Genomic DNA, 21639 nt, shown 5'->3' with positions numbered 1-21639 from the left:
TATGTAAAGACAACATCTATAAACACTTGCTAAACAAGACTAGACATCTCTTTTGCTGAGAGATGTCTAGTTTTGTTTTTTAGGAGCTTAGCGTCATATCTAGATTTACTTTTTGAAACGCTTACTGCGATGGACAGTTGTCTAGATTTACTTTTAATAGCGCCTTGAAAATCATAATTTACATAAGTATACTAAGGATATGAATAGATAATTGTGGTCATGATAGTAATCGGAATAGGTACATAATCGTTATATATGCTGAGGAGGAAATCTTATGAAATTATGGAAATTTAATAAGCGCAGTTCTACCTTAGCAGATATGTCCATGAATCGTGTACTCTTAACGGAGCTTATCGCAAAGGGCGCTGTCGTTGGCGTTGTAGCAGGTTTTTGCGGGGCTACATATCGCTATTTAATCTTAGAGTCCGAGCATTTACGTTGGCAGTTGATGGAGAGCATTACTCTGGAGTGGGCTTTAGGTTGGCTCGTAGCTATGGTCGTTTTTGCCTTTATCGTAGATCGATTACTGGCTTGGGCGCCGTTGTCCGGCGGTTCTGGTATTCCTCAAATCGAAGGGGAGATGCTAGGTCTCTTTGATATGAAGCCTTATCGGACGCTGGTGTCTAAGATGATTGGTGGCGTACTGACTGGATTTGCGGGCTTTTCCGTAGGTCGTGAAGGGCCAGCCGTACAAATCGGGGGCTCTGCCGGTAAAATTGTATCCTATTGGATGAATTCAGGGCTGCGTGAGCAGCGCATCTTGACTTCTGCTGGCGCAGGGGCCGGCTTAACGGCTGCCTTTAGTGCACCTGTATCGGGGGCGATGTTCGTCTTTGAAGAGGTTCATAAAAGTTTTTATCCGTACCTCGTTGTGCCAACCTTTGTGGCCACATTGATTTCTAACTATATTACAGTTAGTATCTTTGGTCTCGACCCAGCTCTTGGATTTTCGGTAACCTCAGGGGTTCCTCTTGAGTACTTTCCTGTACTGCTTATGGTGGGCGTTATCATGGGCCTCTGTGGGGTGCTCTTCTGTCGCATGATCTTTGTGTTCAAGAAATTCTTTGAGTGGCTTAAATGCTCTCGGTTCTTGAAATTAGCGCTCACCTTTGTGACTGTGGCCGTTATCGGCTATGACTCGCAACTTCTTTTAGGTGGTGGCAATGATCTCGTAGGTCAGCTCGCCTTTCAATCTCATGGCGTGTTGCTCTTGGCGGGCATCGTGCTAGGCAAGATATTGCTCACTACCTTCTGTTATGGCAGTGGTGCTCAAGGGGGCATCTTTTTGCCCATGCTTGTTATCGGTGCGTCAGCAGGTGCCTTTTGTGAAAGCCTACTTTCAACGTTAGGCCTCATTTCTCCTGATTTTGTACCTCAATTCGTCATTTGTGCCATGGGTGGTATGCTAGCAGCTGCTATGCGAACCCCGATTTTGGCGATTCTACTCGTTCTTGAAATGACGAATAGTTTTTCTAATATTTACGCTATCGGTATCGTTACATTGGTGGCCTATCTTGTGGCAGATCTTTTAAAAGAGCCACCGATTTACGATTCCTTATTACAAGCCATGAGTGGGCAAAGCAATCTAGAATCAGTACAAACCTTCTTCCAAACGAAGGTGCCCGTTGTGGCAAACTATACAGAGGTGCAGTTACAAGACTTGGCATTGCCAGATGGTACATTAATCGTAAGTATTCGCCGAAATGGTACCTACATTGTACCTCTTGGGGATGTGAAACTTGAACCAGGTGATGAACTACAAGTTTCGTGTGAACGAGGTCGATTGAAAGATGCAAAAGCATTCTTCCAGTCTAATTAAAGGGAGGGCTTACCATGTTAGATAACATAGTATTATTCTATATATTCTTTACTATAGTTGGTTTTTTAGCGGCTATGCTGGGCACTATCATTGGTGCTGGTGGAGGCATTATATTTGTACCTCTTTTTATGTACTGGTTCCCTGAATGGTCTCCGTCTATGATTGTAGGGACGTCACTCTTTTCTGTTATGTGTAATGCTATCTCCGGATCTATAGCGTATCTTAAACAGAAAAAAGTATATATCAGTGCGGCTCTCGTCTTTAGTGTTGCTACCTTCCCAGGGGCTATCTTAGGGGCTCAAATGTCGGGGTGGTTCTCTGGTAAAGGCTTTATGTTTGCCTTTGGTTGCTTTATGCTCTGTGCCTCCTTCTTGATTGGTTTCAAGAACTTCCGCAAAGGAGAGCGCAAGGAAGAATCCCTTACCTTGGATCAGCTAACCTATAGCAAGCCCGTTGGTATTAGCATTAGCATCGTTGTAGGTTTTATTTCCAGTATCTTTGGCATTGGCGGCGGGCTGATTCACGTACCGGCCTTGATTTATTTAATGGGCTTCCCTACGCATATGGCGACGGCCACTAGCCAATCCATTCTCGCCGTATCTACTACGGTTGGTGTTATTACACATTTAATAGAGAATCATATCGTCTTTAGCATTGCTATTCCTACTAGTATTGGAGCCATCTTTGGAGCTCAAGCTGGTGCGCGCATTGCCAAACGCCTCAAGGCAAAAGCAATCCTTGCCCTTATGAGCGTAGCCGTATTTGCGTTGGCCGTACGACTCATCCTTAAATCGGGGATTCTAGGATAAGGTTCATGGTATCAATCTATAATAAGATTTATGGTATTAATCTAGGATAAGGTTCATGGCATTAATTCATTAAGACGAGCCATATCTGTAATAAGCATAGTTTAATACAAGCCCTCTGGTGGTAACTCGTAAGAGTTGTATCACTAGAGGGCTTTTTAAATTTCCGATGTTTTTTAAAAGGGTATAACTAAAAGTCATAGGGCTTTGTAATTGAGAATGGAAAAATTAAAATTAGTAAATCATAATAGTTTTATGCATGGGTTTTGTAATCTATTTCCTATAGAATTATATGCAGTATAAATCATAGTTTATCTAGGTTTTCGTATATATCTATAAAATATATCGATTAATCCTTAATAAATAAGGATTCTTGATTGGATATGTGATTAAATGAGTACATGATAATGCCATTGAGATGCACTTTCAAGTAAAGAAATAAAAAAGCGATGCATATCGAGAATTATTAGAAGACATATAATTTATGCATAATTATAGTAGTGAGAATGAGAACGGCGTATACTAAAAGTAACACATGTTCCTTATGAGAGGATAGGAGGAAATACAAGTGAGTACGCTTATTAGAGATTATGAACGTTTTGCCAAGGAGGCAAAAGAGATTTGTAAAGGTCGCGTGTATACCGATCATTTACGTCGTTATGCGTATGGCGTTGATGCGTCCTGCTATAGCTATTTACCAAAGGTTGTTGTAAAAGCTGAGGACGAACGGGAGGTAAGACGCCTTATTCGTCTATGCCAACAATGCGGCACACCATTTACATTCCGTGCGGCTGGTTCTTCGTTGTCTGGTCAGTGCTCCAGTGAAGACGTGCTCATCGTATGTAATGATGGCTTCAAAAAAATGGAAGTTATCGACGATGGTAAAGCCTTAAAATGTGAGTGCGGTGTTATCGGTTCCGATGCGAACGATTTATTGAAACCGTACAATCGTAAAATTGGTCCAGATCCTGCAACGCTTGCAACGGCATTAGTAGGCGGTATTTTGAATAATAACTCCTCTGGTATGTGCTGTGGTACAGCGCAGAACTCGTATAAAACAATTCGCTCCATTCGCGTTGTTTTATTAGACGGCTCTATTCTTGATACATCCGACCAAAAGAGTATCGATCAATTCCTCAAAGAAAAACCTCAAATGGTAGAAGATCTCTTGCAATTGCGCAAAGAAATCTTAGCTGACGAAGAATTGACGCATTTGATTCACCACAAATATAAAATTAAAAATACAACAGGCTACGGATTGAACTCCCTCGTTGATTTTGAAGATATTATCGACATCATCAACCACTTGTTCATCGGTTCTGAAGGTACGCTAGGCTTCGTATCTGAAGTAGTGTACAACACGGTTGAAGACGTGCCTCATAAAGGCTGTGGCCTCATGTTCTTCAAAACATTGAACGATGCATCTCTTGCGGTTGTAGCGCTCGCTAATATGGGCCGTGAAAAGGTTATCGCCGCAGAAATGATGGACTATCAGTCCTTGCGCGCCGTTCAAAGCCTTGAAAACGTACCTGACTTCGTTCGTGAAGTGCCTGAAGGTACAAGTGCTATCTTGTTCCAAACTGAAAGCTACACGAAAGAAACAGTAGATCAAAACTTGGCTTTCATTAAAGACCAATTGAAAGATATCCCTACAGCTATCCCAAGCCTCTATTCTCAAGATCCTAAGGAATACGATTCTTGGTGGGCTATCCGTAAGGGTATCTTGCCAATCGTAGGTGGTCAACGTAGAAAAGGCACCACTGTTATTACAGAGGACGTTTGCTTCCAAATTGAAGACTTCACTAAGGGTATCGAAATGATTACGGAATTGTTCCATAAATACGATTTCGTAGACGGTGGTGTAATCTTTGGTCATGCTCTGTCTGGTAACGTTCACTTTAACATTACTCCTGACTTTAGCGATCCTAAAGATACTAAAAACTTCGGTGATTTAGTAGAAGAAATGTCTGAGCGCGTATCTGGTTTCGGTGGTTCTTTGAAAGCTGAACATGGTACAGGCCGCATGGTAGCACCATTCGTTGAAATGGAATGGGGCAAAAAAGCGTACGAAATCAATCGTCGCATTAAAGCCATCTTTGACCCTACTCGTATCTTGAACCCTGATGTAATCATCACAGATGATCCAGATGTGTATAAGAAAAACCTTAAGGCGCAATGCGCTATCGATGATGCTTTCACAATCTGTATGGAATGTGGTTTCTGTGAAAAACATTGTCCAAGCCGTAATTTAACATTGACTCCACGTCAACGTATTGCGTTGTTGCGCGAAACGAAACGCCTTGAAAACGAAGGTAACTTCACATTGGCATCTGAGCTTAGAAAGGGCTATGAATACTACGGTGTGGAAACTTGTGCAGCCTGCTCTATGTGTAAAGGTCTTTGCCCACTTAGCATCGACACTGCTCAAATCGCATTGTCCATGCGCCGCATCGATCCACCTGCACCAGAATTGGCTAAGAAGATTTACGACAACTTCTCCACAACCCTTCAAATGGCTCGTGCCGGCGTAAGCCTCGAAGGCATTGCTGGTTCTATCATTACGCAAAAAGCAATTTCCAAGATTACCGACGGTTTACATGGCGTCACAGGTATTACACCGTACTTACCTAAGACAACGCCTAAGGCTAACCATTATAGATTGAGAAATCGCATTAAGCCAACTAACTTTGAAAAGGTTGTATACTTCAGTACTTGTGCGAACCGTGCCTTCAAACCGAACCAAGGTTATGACGATGATCGCAGCTTACAACAAGTAGTGGAAAGCCTCTGCAACAAGGCTCATATCGATATTATTTACCCACAACATATCGAAAATCTCTGCTGCGGCTTGAGCTTTGAAAATTACGATGACGTTCATGAACGGGCTGTAAAAGACTTGCACGATGCATTGATGAAAGCATCTCAAAATGGTAAATACCCAATTGTAATCGACCATAGCGCATGCTTCAACCATGCTTTCAAACATATGCCAGACTTAGAAATTAACGATATTTCTGAATTCTTGTGCAAATATGTTGTGCCGCATCTCGATATTGAAAAATGCGATGAACGAGTTATCGTACATAAACAATGTAAGATTAAATCTTTGAACAAATCTCAATACATTGAAGACTTGGCGCGTCTCTGTACAGACCATGTATTCAACATTAAATCCTTCGCATGCGATGGCTTTGCTGGTCAAAAAGGTTTCTTCACACCAGAACTTAACAAATCTGCCACAAAAGACCTTGCTAGTGAAATTGCTGAATACGGTGCAACACTAGGCGTAAGCTCCAGTTCCACATGTGAAATTGGCCTTGGTGAAAACGGTGGCATCCCATTCGTAGGCGTTGCATTCCTACTAGACCGTTGCTCTAAAGCAAAAAAATAAGATTTATAACATTACCTACCATATAACGAAAAAGGACGAGTTGCGGCTCGTCCTTTTTTGTATATAGTTTTGGTATAATTGTAATGGTATTTAATAAATTATGTAATAGTACTACCTATTGTAATCATAGTAAACAATGAAGATATACGACATAATGTGGTTGTATTATATAGATAATATAGAGGTAATATATGAAATATATTCTATTATGTATGTGTTTGCTTAGTCTATTAGGTTGTGGCACAGATACTAAGACCCAACAAGACACTAAAACTACAACAACAGCTAACGAACAAGTTAAAACAGAGCAAGATGCTCATGTTATAGCCGCTAAGCAAGCTCTATCCTCTGGTGATTATGCTAAAGCCATCGAGGAGGCAACAGCTTCTATTAAGGATAATCCAAATAATGCAGACGCTTATTCTATTCGTGGCTTTGCTACGGCTTTACATGGCGATACAGCTAAAGGCTTAGTAGATACTAAAAAGGCCTATGATTTAGATCCAAACAATGTAGCTAATTACTATAACATGGCTATGGTGTATAAGCTACAAGGTCAGTTAAACGATTCTAAACAGTGGTTTGAAAAGGTATTAGAAAAGGACCCTAGTAATACTTGGTCCGTCTATGGCATTGCTACCATTTATGCAGACCAAGGGGATGATACTAAGGCCCTTGATTGGCTTGAAAAGGCGATTAATATTAATCCATCTGTAAAAGCTGTGGCCGCAGAACAAGACCATTTCGAGCGCTTTCACAATAATGCGCGATTTAAAACATTAGTTGGATTATAGGCTTATAACACTCGAAAAGACTAGATTATTGATAGTAATGGGATTGTCATAATGGATAGTAAACAAATCATTCGCCTTATTATAAAGTTAATAGGCTTCGTATATTGGCTTGGCTTTTTGTACGTAGGCAGATTAATGATCATGGACTGGTCAGGTTTTATGACTCAGTACAACATAGAAACACCAATCTTTCTTACCTATATCGTATTGGTAGGCTGTTTTGTGACGCCGTATCTAGTATTTTACTGGAAAAAACTAAATCCTAATACTAAACCGCCCTATTTAGAGCGCTGTCTCAGTTCCTACATGGAGCAGCTAGAGGACCGACATAGCGTTTGGTTTGATGTGCTCTATGTGTTGAAACTATTGCTCTATTTCGTGACCATCATGTGGATGATTTGTGTAGGCTTACTAACGCTGGCAATCATTGCATGGACCGTAGTTCTAATTTTACTAAGTAATTGATGGTGTAAATTTACATTGTTTTTTCTACTAACGCTTCTTGTAAAAGCTGAGAAAAATTAATCCCTTTAGCTAGTGCTCTATCGTTAAGCCATGCTGGAATTGTTAAGGTTTTCTTTACAGACTTACTATTTTTAGCCAGATCTATATCTGTTTGTACTAATGTAGGATAGGTTGTATCCGTGTAAGGTAAGTTGCGAATAGATGTAGGTGTAGGTAAGCTTTCTCCATCTTCTAAAGCTCCTAAAATATATAGCTCCATTGCTTCTTGAGCATTAGTTATAAGCTCTGTTAGTGTTGAGCCAGTACTGCTAGTATATTCTAAGTCTGGAAACTCAGCCCAGAAACCATCAGCGTCATCATGGATTATAGCAGGGTATATAAATTTCATAGGTCCTCCTTGTTTTAGTTGATATAGGATATACCTTACTGTTTTAGGTTAATACGGGTTGTAATTCGATTGGATAGGGAGAATAGCACGAGGGCTACCCAGATACAGCCAAAAGCGGTAAGTTGGGCTGTGCCAAAGCTTTCACCAAAGTAGAAGATAGCCAAGAAAAAGCCCATAGTTGGAGATAGGTATTGTAAAAATCCTAGTATATTCAATGGCAAAAGTTTTGCGCCGTACGAAAAGAGGATGAGCGGAATTGATGTGGTGAGCCCCGCGCCGATGAGGAGTAGTCCTGTAGATGTTACGTGTTCAAGAAAGACCCAGGAGGAGGTATCGATAGTTGCCAAATACCATAGGGCTATTGGTGTAACAAGCCACGCCTCCAAGGCAATGCTCGAAAATGGATGGATGGTGAGGCGTTTTTTGACGGCTCCATAGAGGCTGAAAGTTACGGCTAGTGCAATGGAAACGGTCGGCAACGAGCCAAGCTCATAGGTCATGATAGATACGCCTAGCACGGCGATGGCGATGCTTAATTTTTGTGACCACAGCAAGGTTTCTTTATAGATGACAATACCTAGCAATACATTGAGTAGTGGATTGATATAGTATCCGAGGCTAGTATCTAGAACGTGTTGGTTGGTAACAGCCCAAATATAGGTAAACCAATTGACGCTAATAAGGGCTGCCGCCAGTAATAATAGACCGAACTGTGAAAGATGTGTGCGTAAGTGTTGTATATCGATGCGCAGTTGTTGGCGGCCCATAGCAAGGATAATGAAGATCATCCAAACACCGGACCAGATGATGCGGTGCGATAGCACTGAAAAGGAAGAAGCTTGATTAAGTAGTGCCCAATATAGGGGGAGTAATCCCCAGATTAAGCAACAGAGTAAAGTCGCACTGAGCCCTTTTTTGCTTATTTCATTCATGATGTAACCTCCTCGTATTGATAAAATCATTATATCATGCTGATAGCATGTATAGTGTTGATAATAGTAAGTATACTTTTAACTATTTCATGAATACTTAAAATAGCATTATGTATTTTAGTTATCACACATGACTTTCAGTTATAACCTAAAATTTGTTACTTATGATTAACTGTTATGTTCATTGACTTTGTGCATAATCTTACACTATATTGGACTTAGAACAACGAATATAGAGAATAGGTGTCGCAAGACTTAATAGAGAAATCGGTACAAGCCGATGCGGTCCCGCCACTGTAAGGACGAGCCTGCTTTCATATATGTCACTGGAGAAATCTGGGAAGGCGAAAGCGAGGCGATGAGCCCGAGCCAGGAGAACTGCCTATTTGATAATCACCGTTATGTACCTACGAGCGATAGGAAGGGGATTGAGGTATGCTGGCTTCAGTGTTTTTTTGGTGTACCTTTCAATAAGAAACCTTACGTGTCACTTTTGGGTGGCACGTTTTTTGTTGCCCTTGAAAGTGGCTGTTTAGCATATGAATCAGGCTTTATAATTATTGAATTAATGGATACAGATTTGAGGTTGATGTGATCCAAGTATAGGAAAGCTCGTGTGATTCATAGATATAACATTTCGCAGGTACGGTGCGCTGTTTCTCGGTATGGTTTCGAGTTGAAAAGGAGGCACATATATGTCTGACAAAAAGACTTCGAAGGACGCAGAACGCGATCTATTAGCACCTGTATCCTTTGACGAATTTGAGAAACCTACGTATGAACAATGGCAGGCTGAAGTTGAAAAGGCGTTAAAAGGTGGCGATTTCCACAAGAAGATGTTCACTAAAACCTATGAAGGTATTACGTTGCAGCCAATTTACACACCTGCACTGCATGGAGAAAAAATTCCAAAAGGTGTATACCCTGGGGCAGGCGAGTTCCTACGTGGCACTAAGGCAAGTGGTTATATTAAAGAGTCTTGGGGCGTATCCCAGTACGTAGACGATTCCTTGCCTAAGGATGCCAATCATGCAAGTTTATACGAAATTGTAAAAGGCGGCACCATCCACAACATCCGCCTTGATGAGGCGACGCGCCATGATCAAGATGTACAAGTAGGCGCATCCGTTGGCGTTGGTGGCACATCCTTGTCCACCATGGATGACTGCAAACAATTAATCGAACGTTTCAATCTTAAAGAAAATCCTTTATACATTGAAACAGGTGCTTCTGCGGCCATCTTGCTCGGTATGTTGGCAGCTACTGTGAAAGGCTCTAAAAAACAAACGGCTGACTTGAAAGGTCTCGTTGGTGCAGATCCTGTTGGCGTTTGGGCTAAAGACGGTGCATTGCATATTTCCTTAGATACAGCCTTTGATGAAATGGCACATACTGTTGTGTGGGCTAAAGAACAAGCTCCAGAGCTTAAAACAGTACTCGTGTCTGGCGATGTATACGCTAATGGCGGCGCTAACGATGTACAGGAAGTGGCTTACGCATTGGCAACAGCTGTTTGCTACGTGCGTCAATTGGCACAACGGAACATCGATATACACACCATCGCTAAGAGCATGATGTTCACCTTCTCCATGGGCGCTAACTTCTTCATGGAAATCGCTAAATTGCGTGCATTGCGCGTACTTTGGGCGCGCATCATGGAAGCTTTTGGTGCTGAAGAAGAGGACCGTGCTGTTCATGTACACGGCAGAACATCGGCTTTCACAAAAACTGTATACGACCCATATGTAAACTTGTTGCGCAATACAACACAAGCATTCTCTGGCGTTGTAGGCGGTTTGAATAGCCTTGAAGTATCCCCATTCGACCAACCAATTCGCAAAGCGGATGACTTCTCTCGCCGTATTGCTCGTAACATTCAAGTTATGTTGCAAACTGAATTCGAGTTGCGTCAACCTGTGGACCCTGTAGGCGGTTCTTGGTACGTGGAAACATTGGCTGCTGAATTATGCGAAAAAATCTGGGCTGAGTTCCAAACAATCGAATCTAAAGGCGGCATCGTGGCTGCTTTGAAAGAAGGCTATCCACAAGCTCAAGTTAAAGCGATTCTTGATGAACGCTTCAAAAACCTTGCATACCGCAGAGATGTTGCTGTAGGTAACAACATGTATGCGAACATGACAGAAGAGCTATTAGATCCTAAACCAGAAAATCAAGAAACATTGCGTCAAAAACGTGTTGCTCACATTGAAGAATACTTGGCAAGTGCGGAGCCAGATGCTATTTCTAAAGCACAGGCTACCCTAGAAGCAAGTACGACAGAGCCAGGCGCTTTGATTGGTCTCATCGAGCTTGGGGCGTTGCAAAAATTGACGATTCGTCAAATCCGTAAGTCTTTAGACGCTGGCGATATTTCTTCTGAAACGATCGAACCAATTACGGCTCATCGCTGGACTGAACAATTTGAAGCACTTCGCATGCGCACTGAAAACTATAAACAACGTACGAAAGATAATGTGAAGGTATTCTTGGCTAATATGGGCCCAATTCCTCAACACAAACCTCGTGCGGACTTCTCCACAGGCTTCTTCGAAGTAGGTGCTTTTGAAGTGATTAAAAATGACGGCCATGAAACTACGGCTGATGCTGCGAAGGCTGCTCGTGAAAGTGGTGCTGATGTTGTCGTTATCTGTTCCACAGATGATACATATCCAGAATTAGTACCGCCACTAGCGAAAGAATTGAAAGAAACTATGCCGAATGTAACGGTTATCTTGGCAGGGGCACCGCCTAAGGATCTCGAGCCTGTATACCGTGAAGCTGGCGTAGACGACTTCATTTCTGTTCGTGCAAATTGTTACGAAATCTTGAATACATTACAAGATAAGAAAGGGATGTGAGCTCATGTTTAAAAATCCAGACTTCTCCTCTCTTGGCTTGGGAACGCAGTCACCGACATCTCGCGATGCATGGCTTGCTGAACTTCAAAAAGAAACAGGAAAAAGCTTTGAAGATTTATATAATACAACAATGGAGCAAATCCAAGTAAAACCTCTCTATACAGAGATGGATTATGAAGGGATGACACACCTTGACTATATGGCTGGTGTACCTCCATTCTTGCGTGGACCTTATTCCACAATGTACGTAACCCGTCCTTGGACAGTGCGTCAGTACGCTGGTTTCTCCACTGCGGAAGAATCCAATGCGTTCTATCGTCGTAACTTGGCAGCGGGCCAAAAAGGTTTGTCTATCGCCTTTGACCTTGCCACACACCGTGGTTATGACTCCGACCATGCTCGTGTAGTGGGCGACGTTGGTAAAGCGGGCGTTGCGGTAGACTCCATCCTCGACATGGAAATTCTATTCTCCGGTATTCCTCTTGACCAAATGTCCGTATCCATGACAATGAACGGCGCCGTATTGCCTGTTATGGCGTTCTACATCCTAGCTGGTGAAGAACAAGGCGTTGATAAAAAGGTTATGGCTGGTACGATCCAAAATGATATCTTGAAAGAGTTCATGGTACGTAATACCTATATTTACCCTCCAGCTACGTCCATGCGCATCATCGGCGATATCTTTGCGTATACATCCCAGTACATGCCTAAGTTCAATAGTATCTCCATTTCTGGCTACCATATGCAAGAAGCGGGTGCTACTGCGGACATCGAGTTAGGTTACACATTGGCCGACGGCCTTGAATACATCCGCACAGGTGTAAATGCAGGCCTTCACGTAGATAAATTCGCACCACGGTTGTCCTTCTTCTGGGCAATCGGTAAAAACTACTTCATGGAAGTGGCAAAAATGCGTGCAGCACGTATGTTGTGGGCTAAGATTATCAATAGCTTCGGCTCTGAAAATCCTAAATCCATGGCACTTCGTACACATAGCCAAACCTCTGGTTGGTCCTTAACAGAACAAGATCCATTCAACAACGTAGCTCGTACATGTATGGAAGCGATGGGTGCCGCTTTGGGCCATACTCAATCCCTACATACAAATGCGCTTGACGAAGCCATTGCGTTGCCTACGGACTTCTCTGCACGTATTGCTCGTAATACTCAGCTTTACATCCAAGACGAAACTAAAGTATGTAAAGTTATCGATCCATGGGGCGGCTCTTACTATGTAGAAGCATTGACTGATGAATTGATTCGTCGCGCTTGGGGTCATATCCAAGAAATCGAATCCCTTGGTGGTATGGCGAAAGCGATTGATACAGGTCTTCCTAAGATGCGTATCGAAGAAGCTGCGGCTCGTCGCCAAGCTCGTATTGACTCTGGTCGTGAAGCGATTATCGGTATCAACAAATACCGTCTAGATAAAGAAGATCCGTTGGATATCCTCGACGTAGATAACACAGCTGTACGGGAAGCGCAAATTCGTCGTCTCGAACAATTGCGTGCTAACCGTGACGAAGATAAGGTTCAATCCTGTCTCGAAGCGATTACAAATGCTACAGAATCTGGGGAAGGCAACTTGCTTGCTCTTGCACTTGAAGCTGCTCGTGCTCGTGCATCCTTGGGTGAAATTTCCTTTGCTGTTGAAAAAGTATGTGGCCGTCATAAAGCTGTTATCCGCTCTATTTCCGGCGTATACTCCAGCGAATATGAAGATGACGATGTGATCAAAGAAGTTCGTCAAATGGCGGATGACTTCGAAGATCTCGAAGGTCGTCGTCCTCGTATCATGATTGCTAAGATGGGCCAAGACGGTCATGACCGCGGCGCCAAAGTTATTGCTACATCCTTCGCGGACATGGGCTTTGACGTGGATATCGGACCTTTGTTCCAAACTCCAGAAGAAACAGCACAAGATGCGGTGGATAATGACGTTCACATCGTCGGCTTCAGTTCTCTTGCGGCAGGTCACAAAACATTGTTACCTCAACTTGTAGAAGAACTCAACAAGCGAGGTCGTGGAGATATTTTAGTTGCCATCGGCGGCGTAATCCCTGCTCAGGACTATGAGTTCCTACGCGAACATGGCGCAGTGGCTATCTTTGGCCCTGGTACAGTTTTGCCAGTAGCGGCGAAAAAATTACTAGAAACATTGACTAGCCACGTTCAAGACGAAGGCAATGACTGACACCTACCGTCCCGACTGGGTGCCAGAAGATGCGAAGAAGGATGATACCTTTGCGTGTCACGTGATGAAAGGCGTCAAGGAAATGCACGACGGCCTCTTGTCTAGCTCCGCTCATCTGGCTCCGTCGGTACGTCCCGTACAGCGGCGAAAGAAGTTAACTGTCGCTGATTATGTACGCGGTATCGAGCAGGGGGACCGCGTTATACTTTCACGGGCTATCACATTAGTAGAAAGTAATAATAAGGACCATTTCAAACTAGCTCAACAAGTATTGCAAGCCGTATTGCCTCGTACGGGCAAGGCGTTGCGCATCGGTATTACTGGTGTGCCTGGAGCCGGTAAAAGTACATTTATTGAAGCCTTTGGCAACATGCTCATTGAAGCTGGTTACAAGGTTGCCGTACTTGCTGTAGACCCTACAAGCCAAGTCACAAAAGGCAGTATTTTGGGCGATAAAACGCGGATGGAAACATTGACGAAACATCCTGAGGCCTATATTCGTCCATCGCCGGCTGGTGGTACACTAGGCGGTGTAGCTCGTAAAAGTAGAGAAACCATGCTGCTTTGCGAGGCTGCTGGATACGATATTATTCTCGTCGAAACCGTAGGGGTTGGGCAAAGCGAAGTTACTGTGCGCTCCATGGTAGACTTCTTTATGCTCATCGTCTTAACTGGTGCAGGCGATGAATTACAAGGCATCAAAAAAGGCGTTATGGAACTTGCTGATGCTATTGTGGTCAATAAGGCTGATGGGGACAACCTCAAGCGTGCTCTCATCGCTCGTAGCGATTATGATCGGATGCTACATTACATCCGTCCAGCTACGGAAAAATGGAAAACCCAAGCCTACACTTGTTCTGCCGTGACTAAGGATGGTCTCGACGAATTGTGGGATGTTATCCAAGAGTTTGCTGAACAAGGTAAAGAAAATGGGGTATTCTTAAAACGACGTCAAGAACAATCCCTCCGTTGGGTACGTGATATGATTGACGAACACTTGCACAACCTATTCTTTAACAATGTAGTCATTCAAGGTCGTATGGGGGAAGTTGAAAATGCTGTCTTAGACGGTGAAATGAGTGAATCACAAGCTGTAGAAGAATTGATTACCATTTTTGATAAGTCCTTACGATAAGTAGTTCCATACATATACAAGATAAGCAGGCATAACTTATCTTACTTACACACTCCTCTTTATGGACCTACTTTATGAGCTACTAATTTAGATATAACTTAAGATGTATCCATAAAAGGCATAGTACTGATGTCCCTGTTGAGTTCAGATCAATGGGCATTGTATACTATGCCTTTTTCTGTATTTTGATACTTAATTTATTAGTTTATCGATTCATTTATTTTAATGAATAATTGCTATTGGTTAGCTATTGAAAGTTAGATAATCTATAAGTTTATCTTTTTAAAATGCTAAAGTCGGTGTATAATTAAAGTATACTCACCGTTTAATGTTAAGAGGGGGACATTCAAATGAATAAAAAACTGTTATTACCAATCGGTGTAGTCGTTCTGATTATTGGTATTGCTATTTTATTGTTAAATCCAGATCCAGCGGCGGCTAATTTGGAAATTGCAAGAAATGCGACTAATGCGCAAGCAGCGGCGAAGGCTATTTCTGCGAATAACCAATCTTACACCTTGTGGTATTCTATCGGTATGTTCTGTAGCGGTTTAGGATTGGCTTTAGGTGTAGGTGGCTTCATCGTAAACATCATTAAAAAAGACTAATCACGTTCAGAGGCTAATCAAGTTCAGAGGCTAACGATTTAAAAATTTAACGATGTAAAAGGCTGTACTAGAATGTATATCATTTTAGTACAGCCTTTTTATATAATTTTAATCCTTAATTTATGTGGCTTTTACGTCGCATATCTTATTTTTTGATAGGGTAAAACGTGGTATAATTAACCCTAATAGAGCCTAAAGGGTAGAAGGCTTTTGGAGGTTAGTATGAGTAGTATAGCGCATTTATTTGTAGCTGGTGGGTTTGTTATGTATCCACTAGTGATTTTTTTGCTTTTCGCTTTGATGATCGGTATTGAGCGTATCGTGTTATATCGCAAGTTTACTAAGGACTTGCGTCGTTTTAATAAGGTGTTAGAGAAGAATCAATCTTGGGTTATGTTACCAAGTGTTCTGGAACGCGACACAGAGGAGCTTGGCTCTTTATTTGCTCGGGCTATGCGCAGTGCAAAGAACTATAATGGTCTGGAAAATCGTTTACAAGACGTAGTATCTTACGCCGATGAGCGTTTAAAACGCGGTCTTAGTTGGCTCAGCATGATTGTAACGATGGCACCGTTGTTAGGACTGTTGGGTACAGTGCTAGGGATGATTCGAGCTTTCGCAGTAGTAGGCGGCGATATTGGAGCGCCTACCATCATTACAGGCGGTGTATCTGAAGCCTTAGTGGCAACGGCTACAGGCTTGACTGTAGCTATTATTGCGCTTGGCTTTCACAGTTACTGTGCAGCAAAGGTAAACGATTCTATTACTACATTAGAGCATGAGTGCGGCAACATCCTCGATGCGTACAACGAGGAACATGATATATGAGACGACGCACATTAGGGGTTAAAAAAGAACCGACCATCATGATTATCCCCATGATCGATATCGTATTTTTCTTATTGGTATTCTTCATGGTGGGTACGTTGTACATGAATACAGAGCAACAAATTCCGCTCAATTTGCCATCTGCATCGACATCTACAGCAAAATCTATTGAGCCTATTACGATTACGCTCACCACAACGCACACGCTATATATCGACAATCAGGAAATCTCTTCCGACCGCTTGGCCGAAGAGGTACAATCTATCGTAAAACAAGCACCTCGACAAGCTTTTGTCATTCGCGCCTCTAAGGACGTTTACTATAGCGAGGTTATCGCCCTATTGGACATGCTCAAGGTAAATGGCGCTAAATATATTAGCGTCGCTACGGAACGGAAGTGATTCTATGTTTGAATCGCATTATTTAAAACCGTTTATGGTGTCCTTAGGAATCACAATTATCCTCATCTCTGGTATGGGCCTTTCTTTGCGGGGAATGGCGGGTACAGGTGCCGCCCATGATGCGGCGGAAATTAGCTTTAATTTGCCTGATGATGGTGAAAGCGATACGGGGGTTGAGGCTGTTGACACTGCACCGAAACCTGCGGAAAATCCTATGGAAAAACCACAGAATGTAACTCCAGAAGGGGCAGCGCCTAAGGTAAATCCCTCACTGGATGAGCGCAAGCAAGAGAATGAACGGACTAAAGAGTTAAGTGAAAGTACGGCAGCATCTAGTGTGCGCCGAGAATGGGCCGTTCCAAAGGCTATTGAATCGGAAACGAGCAGTAGTGAACAAGCTGTAGTTACGCACGGGGCTGATTCTAAGGATGGAAAATCTTCTAAGAATAGTAAAGCGCCTATCGGTAAAGATATAACATCGGATCCGAATGCAACTGGAAATGGATTGCTTGAATCTAGTGACTTATCCTTCTTATCTGATTTAGCATTGAGTCTATTGACGCCAGGGCAACAAGCGCTTTTACAAAAACCAGATATTAATCCTCATGACTATTTGCGAACTGTGCAAGAACAGGGGCGAGCATCTGTCGTAACAGGCAAGGTGGTAGTACGAGTTAACTTTGATGTTAACGGCAATGTCATTGTTGGCGAACATACGCCACTTATCGTGGACGATGTACCACCAGCTGTACGAGACGAAGCACTGCGCATCATCAAAAGCAGTGGGTCCATCGTTAACCGACGGGGTGAACCTGTTTACTTAGCGGTTCCCGTTATTCTAGGACAATAAAGAGGCATATCTCATACCAATGTATGTAAGATATGCCTCTTTTGTTATGCTTCCTATTTTGTTTTTGTTTTATAGAATAATTTTGAGTTCCTATACGTATGTAATTTATGTAGTACTAAATATTTGTTAGTCTTGATTAGTAAGCATTGTCTTAGTGGAGTTGAATACCGCAAGGTATACGATGGCCCCACCGATGAACAAGGTGGCCTGCATTGGTGTACTAAACTGATTTGCACGCCATAACGCTAAAGCGTAGAAGAAAATGGTAATCAACATAATGAGATAAGCGATGATAACGCGTACATTTGTATGTACCGCCAAAGAGGTAGTGATGCGGGATTTGTTCATTACTACATAAATCAAGGATACTACGATGTTTACAGCGTATATAGAGACGATAAAATTGTAATCAAGCTCGCCGAATAGTACTACCGCTAAGCCGATAAAGCTGAGTAGAAAGAATAGACGTAATATAATGCCTGCTGTATTAGATTCATTGCGCTGTGCACGACGCTCTTTTCGATTTAAATTTGCCATGAAAGCCTCCCAGTAATGATATACAAGTCCCTGTATATTTCAGATAGCTCTAGTATATCATTTTATTCGTGTAAATACATAGAGATAGTATTAATATAACTGAATTCTTATAGTTACTGCATCTGCTATAAATAATTGATTACAAACAAATAGGAAATCACCAAGAAACACGAACGATTAGCAAATTTAATATAATTATCATTCGGAAATGTGTTGGCCTTTCGTTGAATGGAGCTTTCACATATGGTACAATAATCCTATAAATCTAGCTTTTATCATGCAAAGGAGACATCATGATACCACGTTATACACGAGAAGAAATGGGCCATATTTGGAGCGAGCGCAACGAGTTCGACACAATGTTATTGGTGGAGATCCTCGCATCCGAGGCGCAAGCTGAATTGGGCATTATCCCTAAAGAAGCGGCAAAAACAATTCGCGAAAAAGCCGATTTCGACGTTGAGCGCATTCATGAAATCGAAAAAGAAACAAACCACGATATCATTTCCTTCGTAACAGCAGTAGGCGAATACGTAGGTCCTGAAGCGGCTAAATATATCCATCTTGGTCTTACATCTACAGATGTTAAAGATACAGCGCTTGGTTACATGATGAAACAAGCGTGCGACATCTTGATTGCTGACTTGAAACGCTTGCACGAAGTATTGCGTCGTCGCGCAGCTGAATTCAAATACACACCTATGATTGGTCGTACTCACGGTATCCACGGTGAACCAACTACATTTGGTTTGAAATTGGCGTTATGGATGGCTGAAGTAGAACGCGATATTGAACGCATGGAGCATGCTCGTAAAAGCGTAGCTGTTGGTAAATTGTCTGGTGCTGTTGGTACGTACTCCAATATCGATCCATTCGTAGAGCAATACGTATGTGAAAAATTAGGCCTTGAACCTGTTAAAATCGCTACGCAAGTCGTACAACGTGACCGTCACGCTGAATTATTGTCCACAATCGCTGTTGTAGGCGGCACATTAGATAAAATCGCTTTGGAAATTCGTCATTTGCAACGTACAGAAGTGCGCGAAGCGGAAGAATATTTCAGCCCTAAACAAAAGGGTTCCTCTGCGATGCCACATAAACGCAATCCTATCACTTGTGAAAGAATCTGCGGTATGGCGCGCTTGCTTCGTGGCTATGCTCAATCTGCTTACGAAGACCAAGCGTTGTGGCATGAACGCGACATTTCCCATAGTTCTGTAGAACGCGTTATTTTACCAGATGCAACAATTTCGTTGAACTACATGCTTCATTTAACAATCCGCACCATCGACAAATTGTTGGTATATCCTGAAACAATGCTTAAAAACCTTAACCTTACAGGTGGCCTTGTATTCAGCCAAACAATTTTGACTCACCTTGTAGACAAAGGTGCAGTGCGCGACGAAGCATACCGTTGGGTTCAAAAATATGCCATGGAACGATGGCTTGAAGGCAAAGATTTCGCGACAGGTCTTAAATCTGATGAAAACATCAAGAAATACATGACTGCTGAAGAAATCGATGCATGCTTCGATCCGCATAAATTATTGAAACATGTTGATACAATCATGGCTCGCTTTGGCCTATAATTGTAGGGTACTTCCCATATAACATATGAAAGACTAGGGTAGGTATAGACCAACAAGCCTATGGCACATGCATTGGGTGTTGGCTATATCTACTCTTTTTATTTTGAACGTAATCTGTCATTTACACTATTTTACTAACAACTATAAGCTAGTTTCCTCGTGAGTATCTCTGTATCTTAGGAAAAATTAGCTATCTTATTAGGAGGGTATATGAAACGTATTATACGAAAGTACGGGCCGCCTATTTTTCATTGTATTAATGACTTTGGACAAGGATCTCTAGCGGCGCTTATACCGTTTTTTATCGCTAATTTTGGGCTTAATTATTATCAATCGGCTACCATTATTTTCTGTAACACCGTGGTGGCCTCTATCGCCCAGCCTGCATTGGGCTACGTAGCCGATCGGTGGCGTGTACCTTGGTTCATTCCTGCAGGCTTTACGGTGACTCTCGTGTCTATTAGTGCTATAGCGCTAGCCACGAGCTATGAAATGATTCTAGCCTTGTCACTCTTGGCCGGCGTAGGGGCTGCACTATTCCATCCTGAGGCGGCACTCCTTGTGAATCGTACACAATCTCATGAAATCGGCAATGCCATGGGCCGCTTTGCAGTGGGCGGTAGTGCGGGCTTTGCATTGGGGCCTCTCATCGCGGGTGGTGTCTACGTCTTTGGTGCTCATTTCCTTTGGGTGTTCACCGCTATTGCTGTGCTCGGTGTATTGCTATATCTCTATGCCTTTACGGGCGAGGCTGACACGACTAATGCTGGTGAAAGTAAAAGCTCTGCTACATCTACTCATACGGGTACAAATAATTGGGCTAGCTTTGGTAAGCTATTCTTTGTAATCGCTTCACGATCTATATTGTTCTCTGTACTATCTATCTTTATTCCTATCCTGTACATTACCGTTATTAACGGCGAAGCCCGTGCCTCTAGCTTGGCTTTAACCATGTACTTTGCAATGGGCGCAGTCCTTACCTATATGGGCGGGGCTTTATCCGATAAATTAGGCTTCCTTAAAACGGTGCGCTTAGGTAATCTTATCTTCTTGCCATCTGTTTTAGTATTTATCTTTGTACCAAATATATGGGGCTTCTTTGGTGCTATGATACCGATGGCCTTTGGCGTATTCTCACAATATGGCCCCATTACCGTACTCGGTCAAAAATACCTTGCTAAAAACGCAGGCTTTGCTTCAGGCATTACATTAGGCCTTGGCATTACCCTAGGAGGACTTGTAGCACCTTATATCGGACACTTGGCAGATATCTATGATGTGCAAACTGCTTTGATGACCTTGATACCTGTAGGACTTATGGGGCTCCTAATGAGCCTATGGCTTAAAGAACCAAAATAATACTTAAGAAACAGATAAAAATTGAATATGGAATAGTATCTAGGGCAAAATAGAATATTTTGATTAGATAAAATGTCAATACATGGGAGGTGACTAATGGTCACCTCCCATTTCTTTACTTTAAGAGACTAGATACTTATATTGGATGTAGTAAGACTTTAAATTTCTATATCTCATATCTTTACTGAATATATGTTTTAACATATAATTTAAGTAAAGATTTCTTCTAGTACTAGGAGGAATATGATGGATACGTTTTCTGTTGTTTTCAAATTGTTTTAACAAATAAATCTATGAAAACACCGAAGAATGCTATTGAATTAGCAGTTAGATATAAGACTGATTATATTGAGAGGTATACATAATATGGAAACGTTAGATCAATATTTAGAGAAACAATTAAAAAATCCGAAGTTTAAAAAAGAGTGGGATGAGTTAGAGGATGAATATCAAATCATTCAGAATATTGTAGAGGCTCGTCTCGCAGCTCATATGACTCAGATGCAGTTGTCTGAATTAACAGGCATTACCCAGTCTGATATTAGTAAGATTGAAAATGGTAATGGAAATCCTTCATTGAAAACCTTGCAGAAAATAGCGCGTGCTTTTGGGAAGAAACTCAAGATTGAACTTGTATAAATACTTTCACAGAGTCCGAACATTGTTGTATAATGATAATGAATTA

The 21639-nt window shown here is 42.2% G+C and carries 18 protein-coding genes and 1 riboswitch; of the genes, 15 read left to right on the top strand and 3 right to left on the bottom strand.

From position 1 onward, the window contains the following. Positions 1-274 precede the first annotated feature (274 nt). The 5 genes from VEHSUH06_RS08660 (at position 275) to VEHSUH06_RS08640 (ending at position 7275) form a co-directional block, all read left to right on the top strand. A complete protein-coding gene (locus tag VEHSUH06_RS08660; RefSeq protein ID WP_105098561.1) occupies positions 275-1819 on the top strand; it encodes a ClC family H(+)/Cl(-) exchange transporter in 1545 nt (514 codons plus the stop codon). 14 nt (positions 1820-1833) lie between these two features. Further along, entirely contained in the window at positions 1834-2628 is a 795-nt protein-coding gene (locus VEHSUH06_RS08655) for a sulfite exporter TauE/SafE family protein (RefSeq protein ID WP_105098560.1), read from the top strand. Between the two features lie 565 nt (positions 2629-3193). Beyond that, positions 3194-6016, top strand: a complete 2823-nt coding sequence (locus tag VEHSUH06_RS08650) for an FAD-binding and (Fe-S)-binding domain-containing protein (RefSeq protein ID WP_105098559.1) — start codon at positions 3194-3196, stop codon at positions 6014-6016. Between the two features lie 212 nt (positions 6017-6228). Continuing rightward, a complete protein-coding gene (locus tag VEHSUH06_RS08645) occupies positions 6229-6810 on the top strand; it encodes a tetratricopeptide repeat protein (RefSeq protein ID WP_233187922.1) in 582 nt (193 codons plus the stop codon). Between the two features lie 51 nt (positions 6811-6861). Then, complete coding sequence (locus tag VEHSUH06_RS08640) at positions 6862-7275, top strand: hypothetical protein (protein WP_054747350.1); 414 nt, start codon at positions 6862-6864, stop codon at positions 7273-7275. A 10-nt stretch (positions 7276-7285) separates the two neighbouring features. On the opposite strand, the gene VEHSUH06_RS08635 is transcribed toward VEHSUH06_RS08640, so the two are convergent. Next, positions 7286-7663 (bottom strand): type II toxin-antitoxin system HicB family antitoxin, encoded by a 378-nt coding sequence (locus tag VEHSUH06_RS08635; RefSeq protein ID WP_105098557.1) that lies wholly within the window; start codon positions 7661-7663, stop codon positions 7286-7288. A 35-nt stretch (positions 7664-7698) separates the two neighbouring features. Further along, on the bottom strand, positions 7699-8595 hold the full coding sequence (gene rarD, locus VEHSUH06_RS08630) for an EamA family transporter RarD (RefSeq protein ID WP_105098556.1): 897 nt from the start codon (positions 8593-8595) through the stop codon (positions 7699-7701). Between the two features lie 224 nt (positions 8596-8819). Continuing rightward, positions 8820-8996: riboswitch (cobalamin riboswitch) on the top strand. 294 nt (positions 8997-9290) lie between these two features. Here rarD and VEHSUH06_RS08625 point away from each other — a divergent pair. The 7 genes from VEHSUH06_RS08625 (at position 9291) to VEHSUH06_RS08595 (ending at position 17469) form a co-directional block, all read left to right on the top strand. After that, positions 9291-11453: a methylmalonyl-CoA mutase family protein gene (locus VEHSUH06_RS08625; RefSeq protein ID WP_105098555.1), complete on the top strand. Its 2163-nt coding sequence runs from the start codon at positions 9291-9293 to the stop codon at positions 11451-11453. A gap of 4 nt (positions 11454-11457) precedes the next feature. Next, positions 11458-13647, top strand: coding sequence for a methylmalonyl-CoA mutase (gene scpA / locus VEHSUH06_RS08620; RefSeq protein WP_105098554.1), 2190 nt, complete (start codon positions 11458-11460; stop codon positions 13645-13647). Next, positions 13640-14782 (top strand): methylmalonyl Co-A mutase-associated GTPase MeaB, encoded by a 1143-nt coding sequence (meaB, locus tag VEHSUH06_RS08615; protein ID WP_009352450.1) that lies wholly within the window; start codon positions 13640-13642, stop codon positions 14780-14782. The genes scpA and meaB overlap by 8 nt, the downstream gene beginning before the upstream one ends. A 350-nt stretch (positions 14783-15132) precedes the next feature. Continuing rightward, entirely contained in the window at positions 15133-15390 is a 258-nt protein-coding gene (locus tag VEHSUH06_RS08610) for a hypothetical protein (RefSeq protein WP_009352280.1), read from the top strand. Between the two features lie 222 nt (positions 15391-15612). After that, on the top strand, positions 15613-16218 hold the full coding sequence (locus tag VEHSUH06_RS08605) for a MotA/TolQ/ExbB proton channel family protein (protein ID WP_105089924.1): 606 nt from the start codon (positions 15613-15615) through the stop codon (positions 16216-16218). Next, positions 16215-16619, top strand: coding sequence for a biopolymer transporter ExbD (locus tag VEHSUH06_RS08600; RefSeq protein ID WP_009352440.1), 405 nt, complete (start codon positions 16215-16217; stop codon positions 16617-16619). The genes VEHSUH06_RS08605 and VEHSUH06_RS08600 overlap by 4 nt, the downstream gene beginning before the upstream one ends. 4 nt (positions 16620-16623) lie before the next feature. Further along, positions 16624-17469: a hypothetical protein gene (locus VEHSUH06_RS08595; RefSeq protein ID WP_105098553.1), complete on the top strand. Its 846-nt coding sequence runs from the start codon at positions 16624-16626 to the stop codon at positions 17467-17469. Between the two features lie 126 nt (positions 17470-17595). Here VEHSUH06_RS08595 and VEHSUH06_RS08590 read toward each other — a convergent pair whose 3' ends face one another. Then, positions 17596-18006, bottom strand: a complete 411-nt coding sequence (locus tag VEHSUH06_RS08590) for a hypothetical protein (protein WP_054747342.1) — start codon at positions 18004-18006, stop codon at positions 17596-17598. Positions 18007-18299: 293 nt separating this feature from the next. Between VEHSUH06_RS08590 and purB the strand changes: the two genes are divergently transcribed. The 3 genes from purB to VEHSUH06_RS08570 all read left to right on the top strand — a co-directional run bounded on the left by purB (position 18300) and on the right by VEHSUH06_RS08570 (position 21593). Further along, entirely contained in the window at positions 18300-19595 is a 1296-nt protein-coding gene (gene purB / locus VEHSUH06_RS08585) for an adenylosuccinate lyase (protein WP_105098552.1), read from the top strand. 210 nt (positions 19596-19805) lie between these two features. Next, on the top strand, positions 19806-20954 hold the full coding sequence (locus VEHSUH06_RS08580; protein ID WP_105098551.1) for an MFS transporter: 1149 nt from the start codon (positions 19806-19808) through the stop codon (positions 20952-20954). Positions 20955-21320: 366 nt separating this feature from the next. Further along, on the top strand, positions 21321-21593 hold the full coding sequence (locus VEHSUH06_RS08570) for a helix-turn-helix domain-containing protein (RefSeq protein WP_105098550.1): 273 nt from the start codon (positions 21321-21323) through the stop codon (positions 21591-21593). The last annotated feature ends 46 nt before the right edge of the window (positions 21594-21639 follow it).

Source organism: Veillonella sp. S13053-19, assembly GCF_002959835.1.
Taxonomy (GTDB): Bacteria; Bacillota; Negativicutes; order Veillonellales; family Veillonellaceae; genus Veillonella; species Veillonella rogosae.
Note: the sequence above shows the minus strand (reverse complement) of the source record. Positions and strands in the feature narration are given on the sequence as shown.

Coding starts and splice junctions, on each gene's coding strand:
- VEHSUH06_RS08645 (WP_233187922.1), top strand. CDS start 6,229: ATGTGTTTGCTTAGTCTATTAGGTTGTGGCACAGATACTAAGACCCAA.
- VEHSUH06_RS08570 (WP_105098550.1), top strand. CDS start 21,321: ATGGAAACGTTAGATCAATATTTAGAGAAACAATTAAAAAATCCGAAG.
- VEHSUH06_RS08595 (WP_105098553.1), top strand. CDS start 16,624: ATGTTTGAATCGCATTATTTAAAACCGTTTATGGTGTCCTTAGGAATC.
- VEHSUH06_RS08655 (WP_105098560.1), top strand. CDS start 1,834: ATGTTAGATAACATAGTATTATTCTATATATTCTTTACTATAGTTGGT.
- meaB (WP_009352450.1), top strand. CDS start 13,640: ATGACTGACACCTACCGTCCCGACTGGGTGCCAGAAGATGCGAAGAAG.
- VEHSUH06_RS08660 (WP_105098561.1), top strand. CDS start 275: ATGAAATTATGGAAATTTAATAAGCGCAGTTCTACCTTAGCAGATATG.
- VEHSUH06_RS08605 (WP_105089924.1), top strand. CDS start 15,613: ATGAGTAGTATAGCGCATTTATTTGTAGCTGGTGGGTTTGTTATGTAT.
- VEHSUH06_RS08610 (WP_009352280.1), top strand. CDS start 15,133: ATGAATAAAAAACTGTTATTACCAATCGGTGTAGTCGTTCTGATTATT.
- VEHSUH06_RS08635 (WP_105098557.1), bottom strand. CDS start 7,663: ATGAAATTTATATACCCTGCTATAATCCATGATGACGCTGATGGTTTC.
- rarD (WP_105098556.1), bottom strand. CDS start 8,595: ATGAATGAAATAAGCAAAAAAGGGCTCAGTGCGACTTTACTCTGTTGC.
- VEHSUH06_RS08625 (WP_105098555.1), top strand. CDS start 9,291: ATGTCTGACAAAAAGACTTCGAAGGACGCAGAACGCGATCTATTAGCA.
- VEHSUH06_RS08640 (WP_054747350.1), top strand. CDS start 6,862: ATGGATAGTAAACAAATCATTCGCCTTATTATAAAGTTAATAGGCTTC.
- purB (WP_105098552.1), top strand. CDS start 18,300: ATGATACCACGTTATACACGAGAAGAAATGGGCCATATTTGGAGCGAG.
- VEHSUH06_RS08590 (WP_054747342.1), bottom strand. CDS start 18,006: ATGGCAAATTTAAATCGAAAAGAGCGTCGTGCACAGCGCAATGAATCT.
- VEHSUH06_RS08600 (WP_009352440.1), top strand. CDS start 16,215: ATGAGACGACGCACATTAGGGGTTAAAAAAGAACCGACCATCATGATT.
- VEHSUH06_RS08580 (WP_105098551.1), top strand. CDS start 19,806: ATGAAACGTATTATACGAAAGTACGGGCCGCCTATTTTTCATTGTATT.
- scpA (WP_105098554.1), top strand. CDS start 11,458: ATGTTTAAAAATCCAGACTTCTCCTCTCTTGGCTTGGGAACGCAGTCA.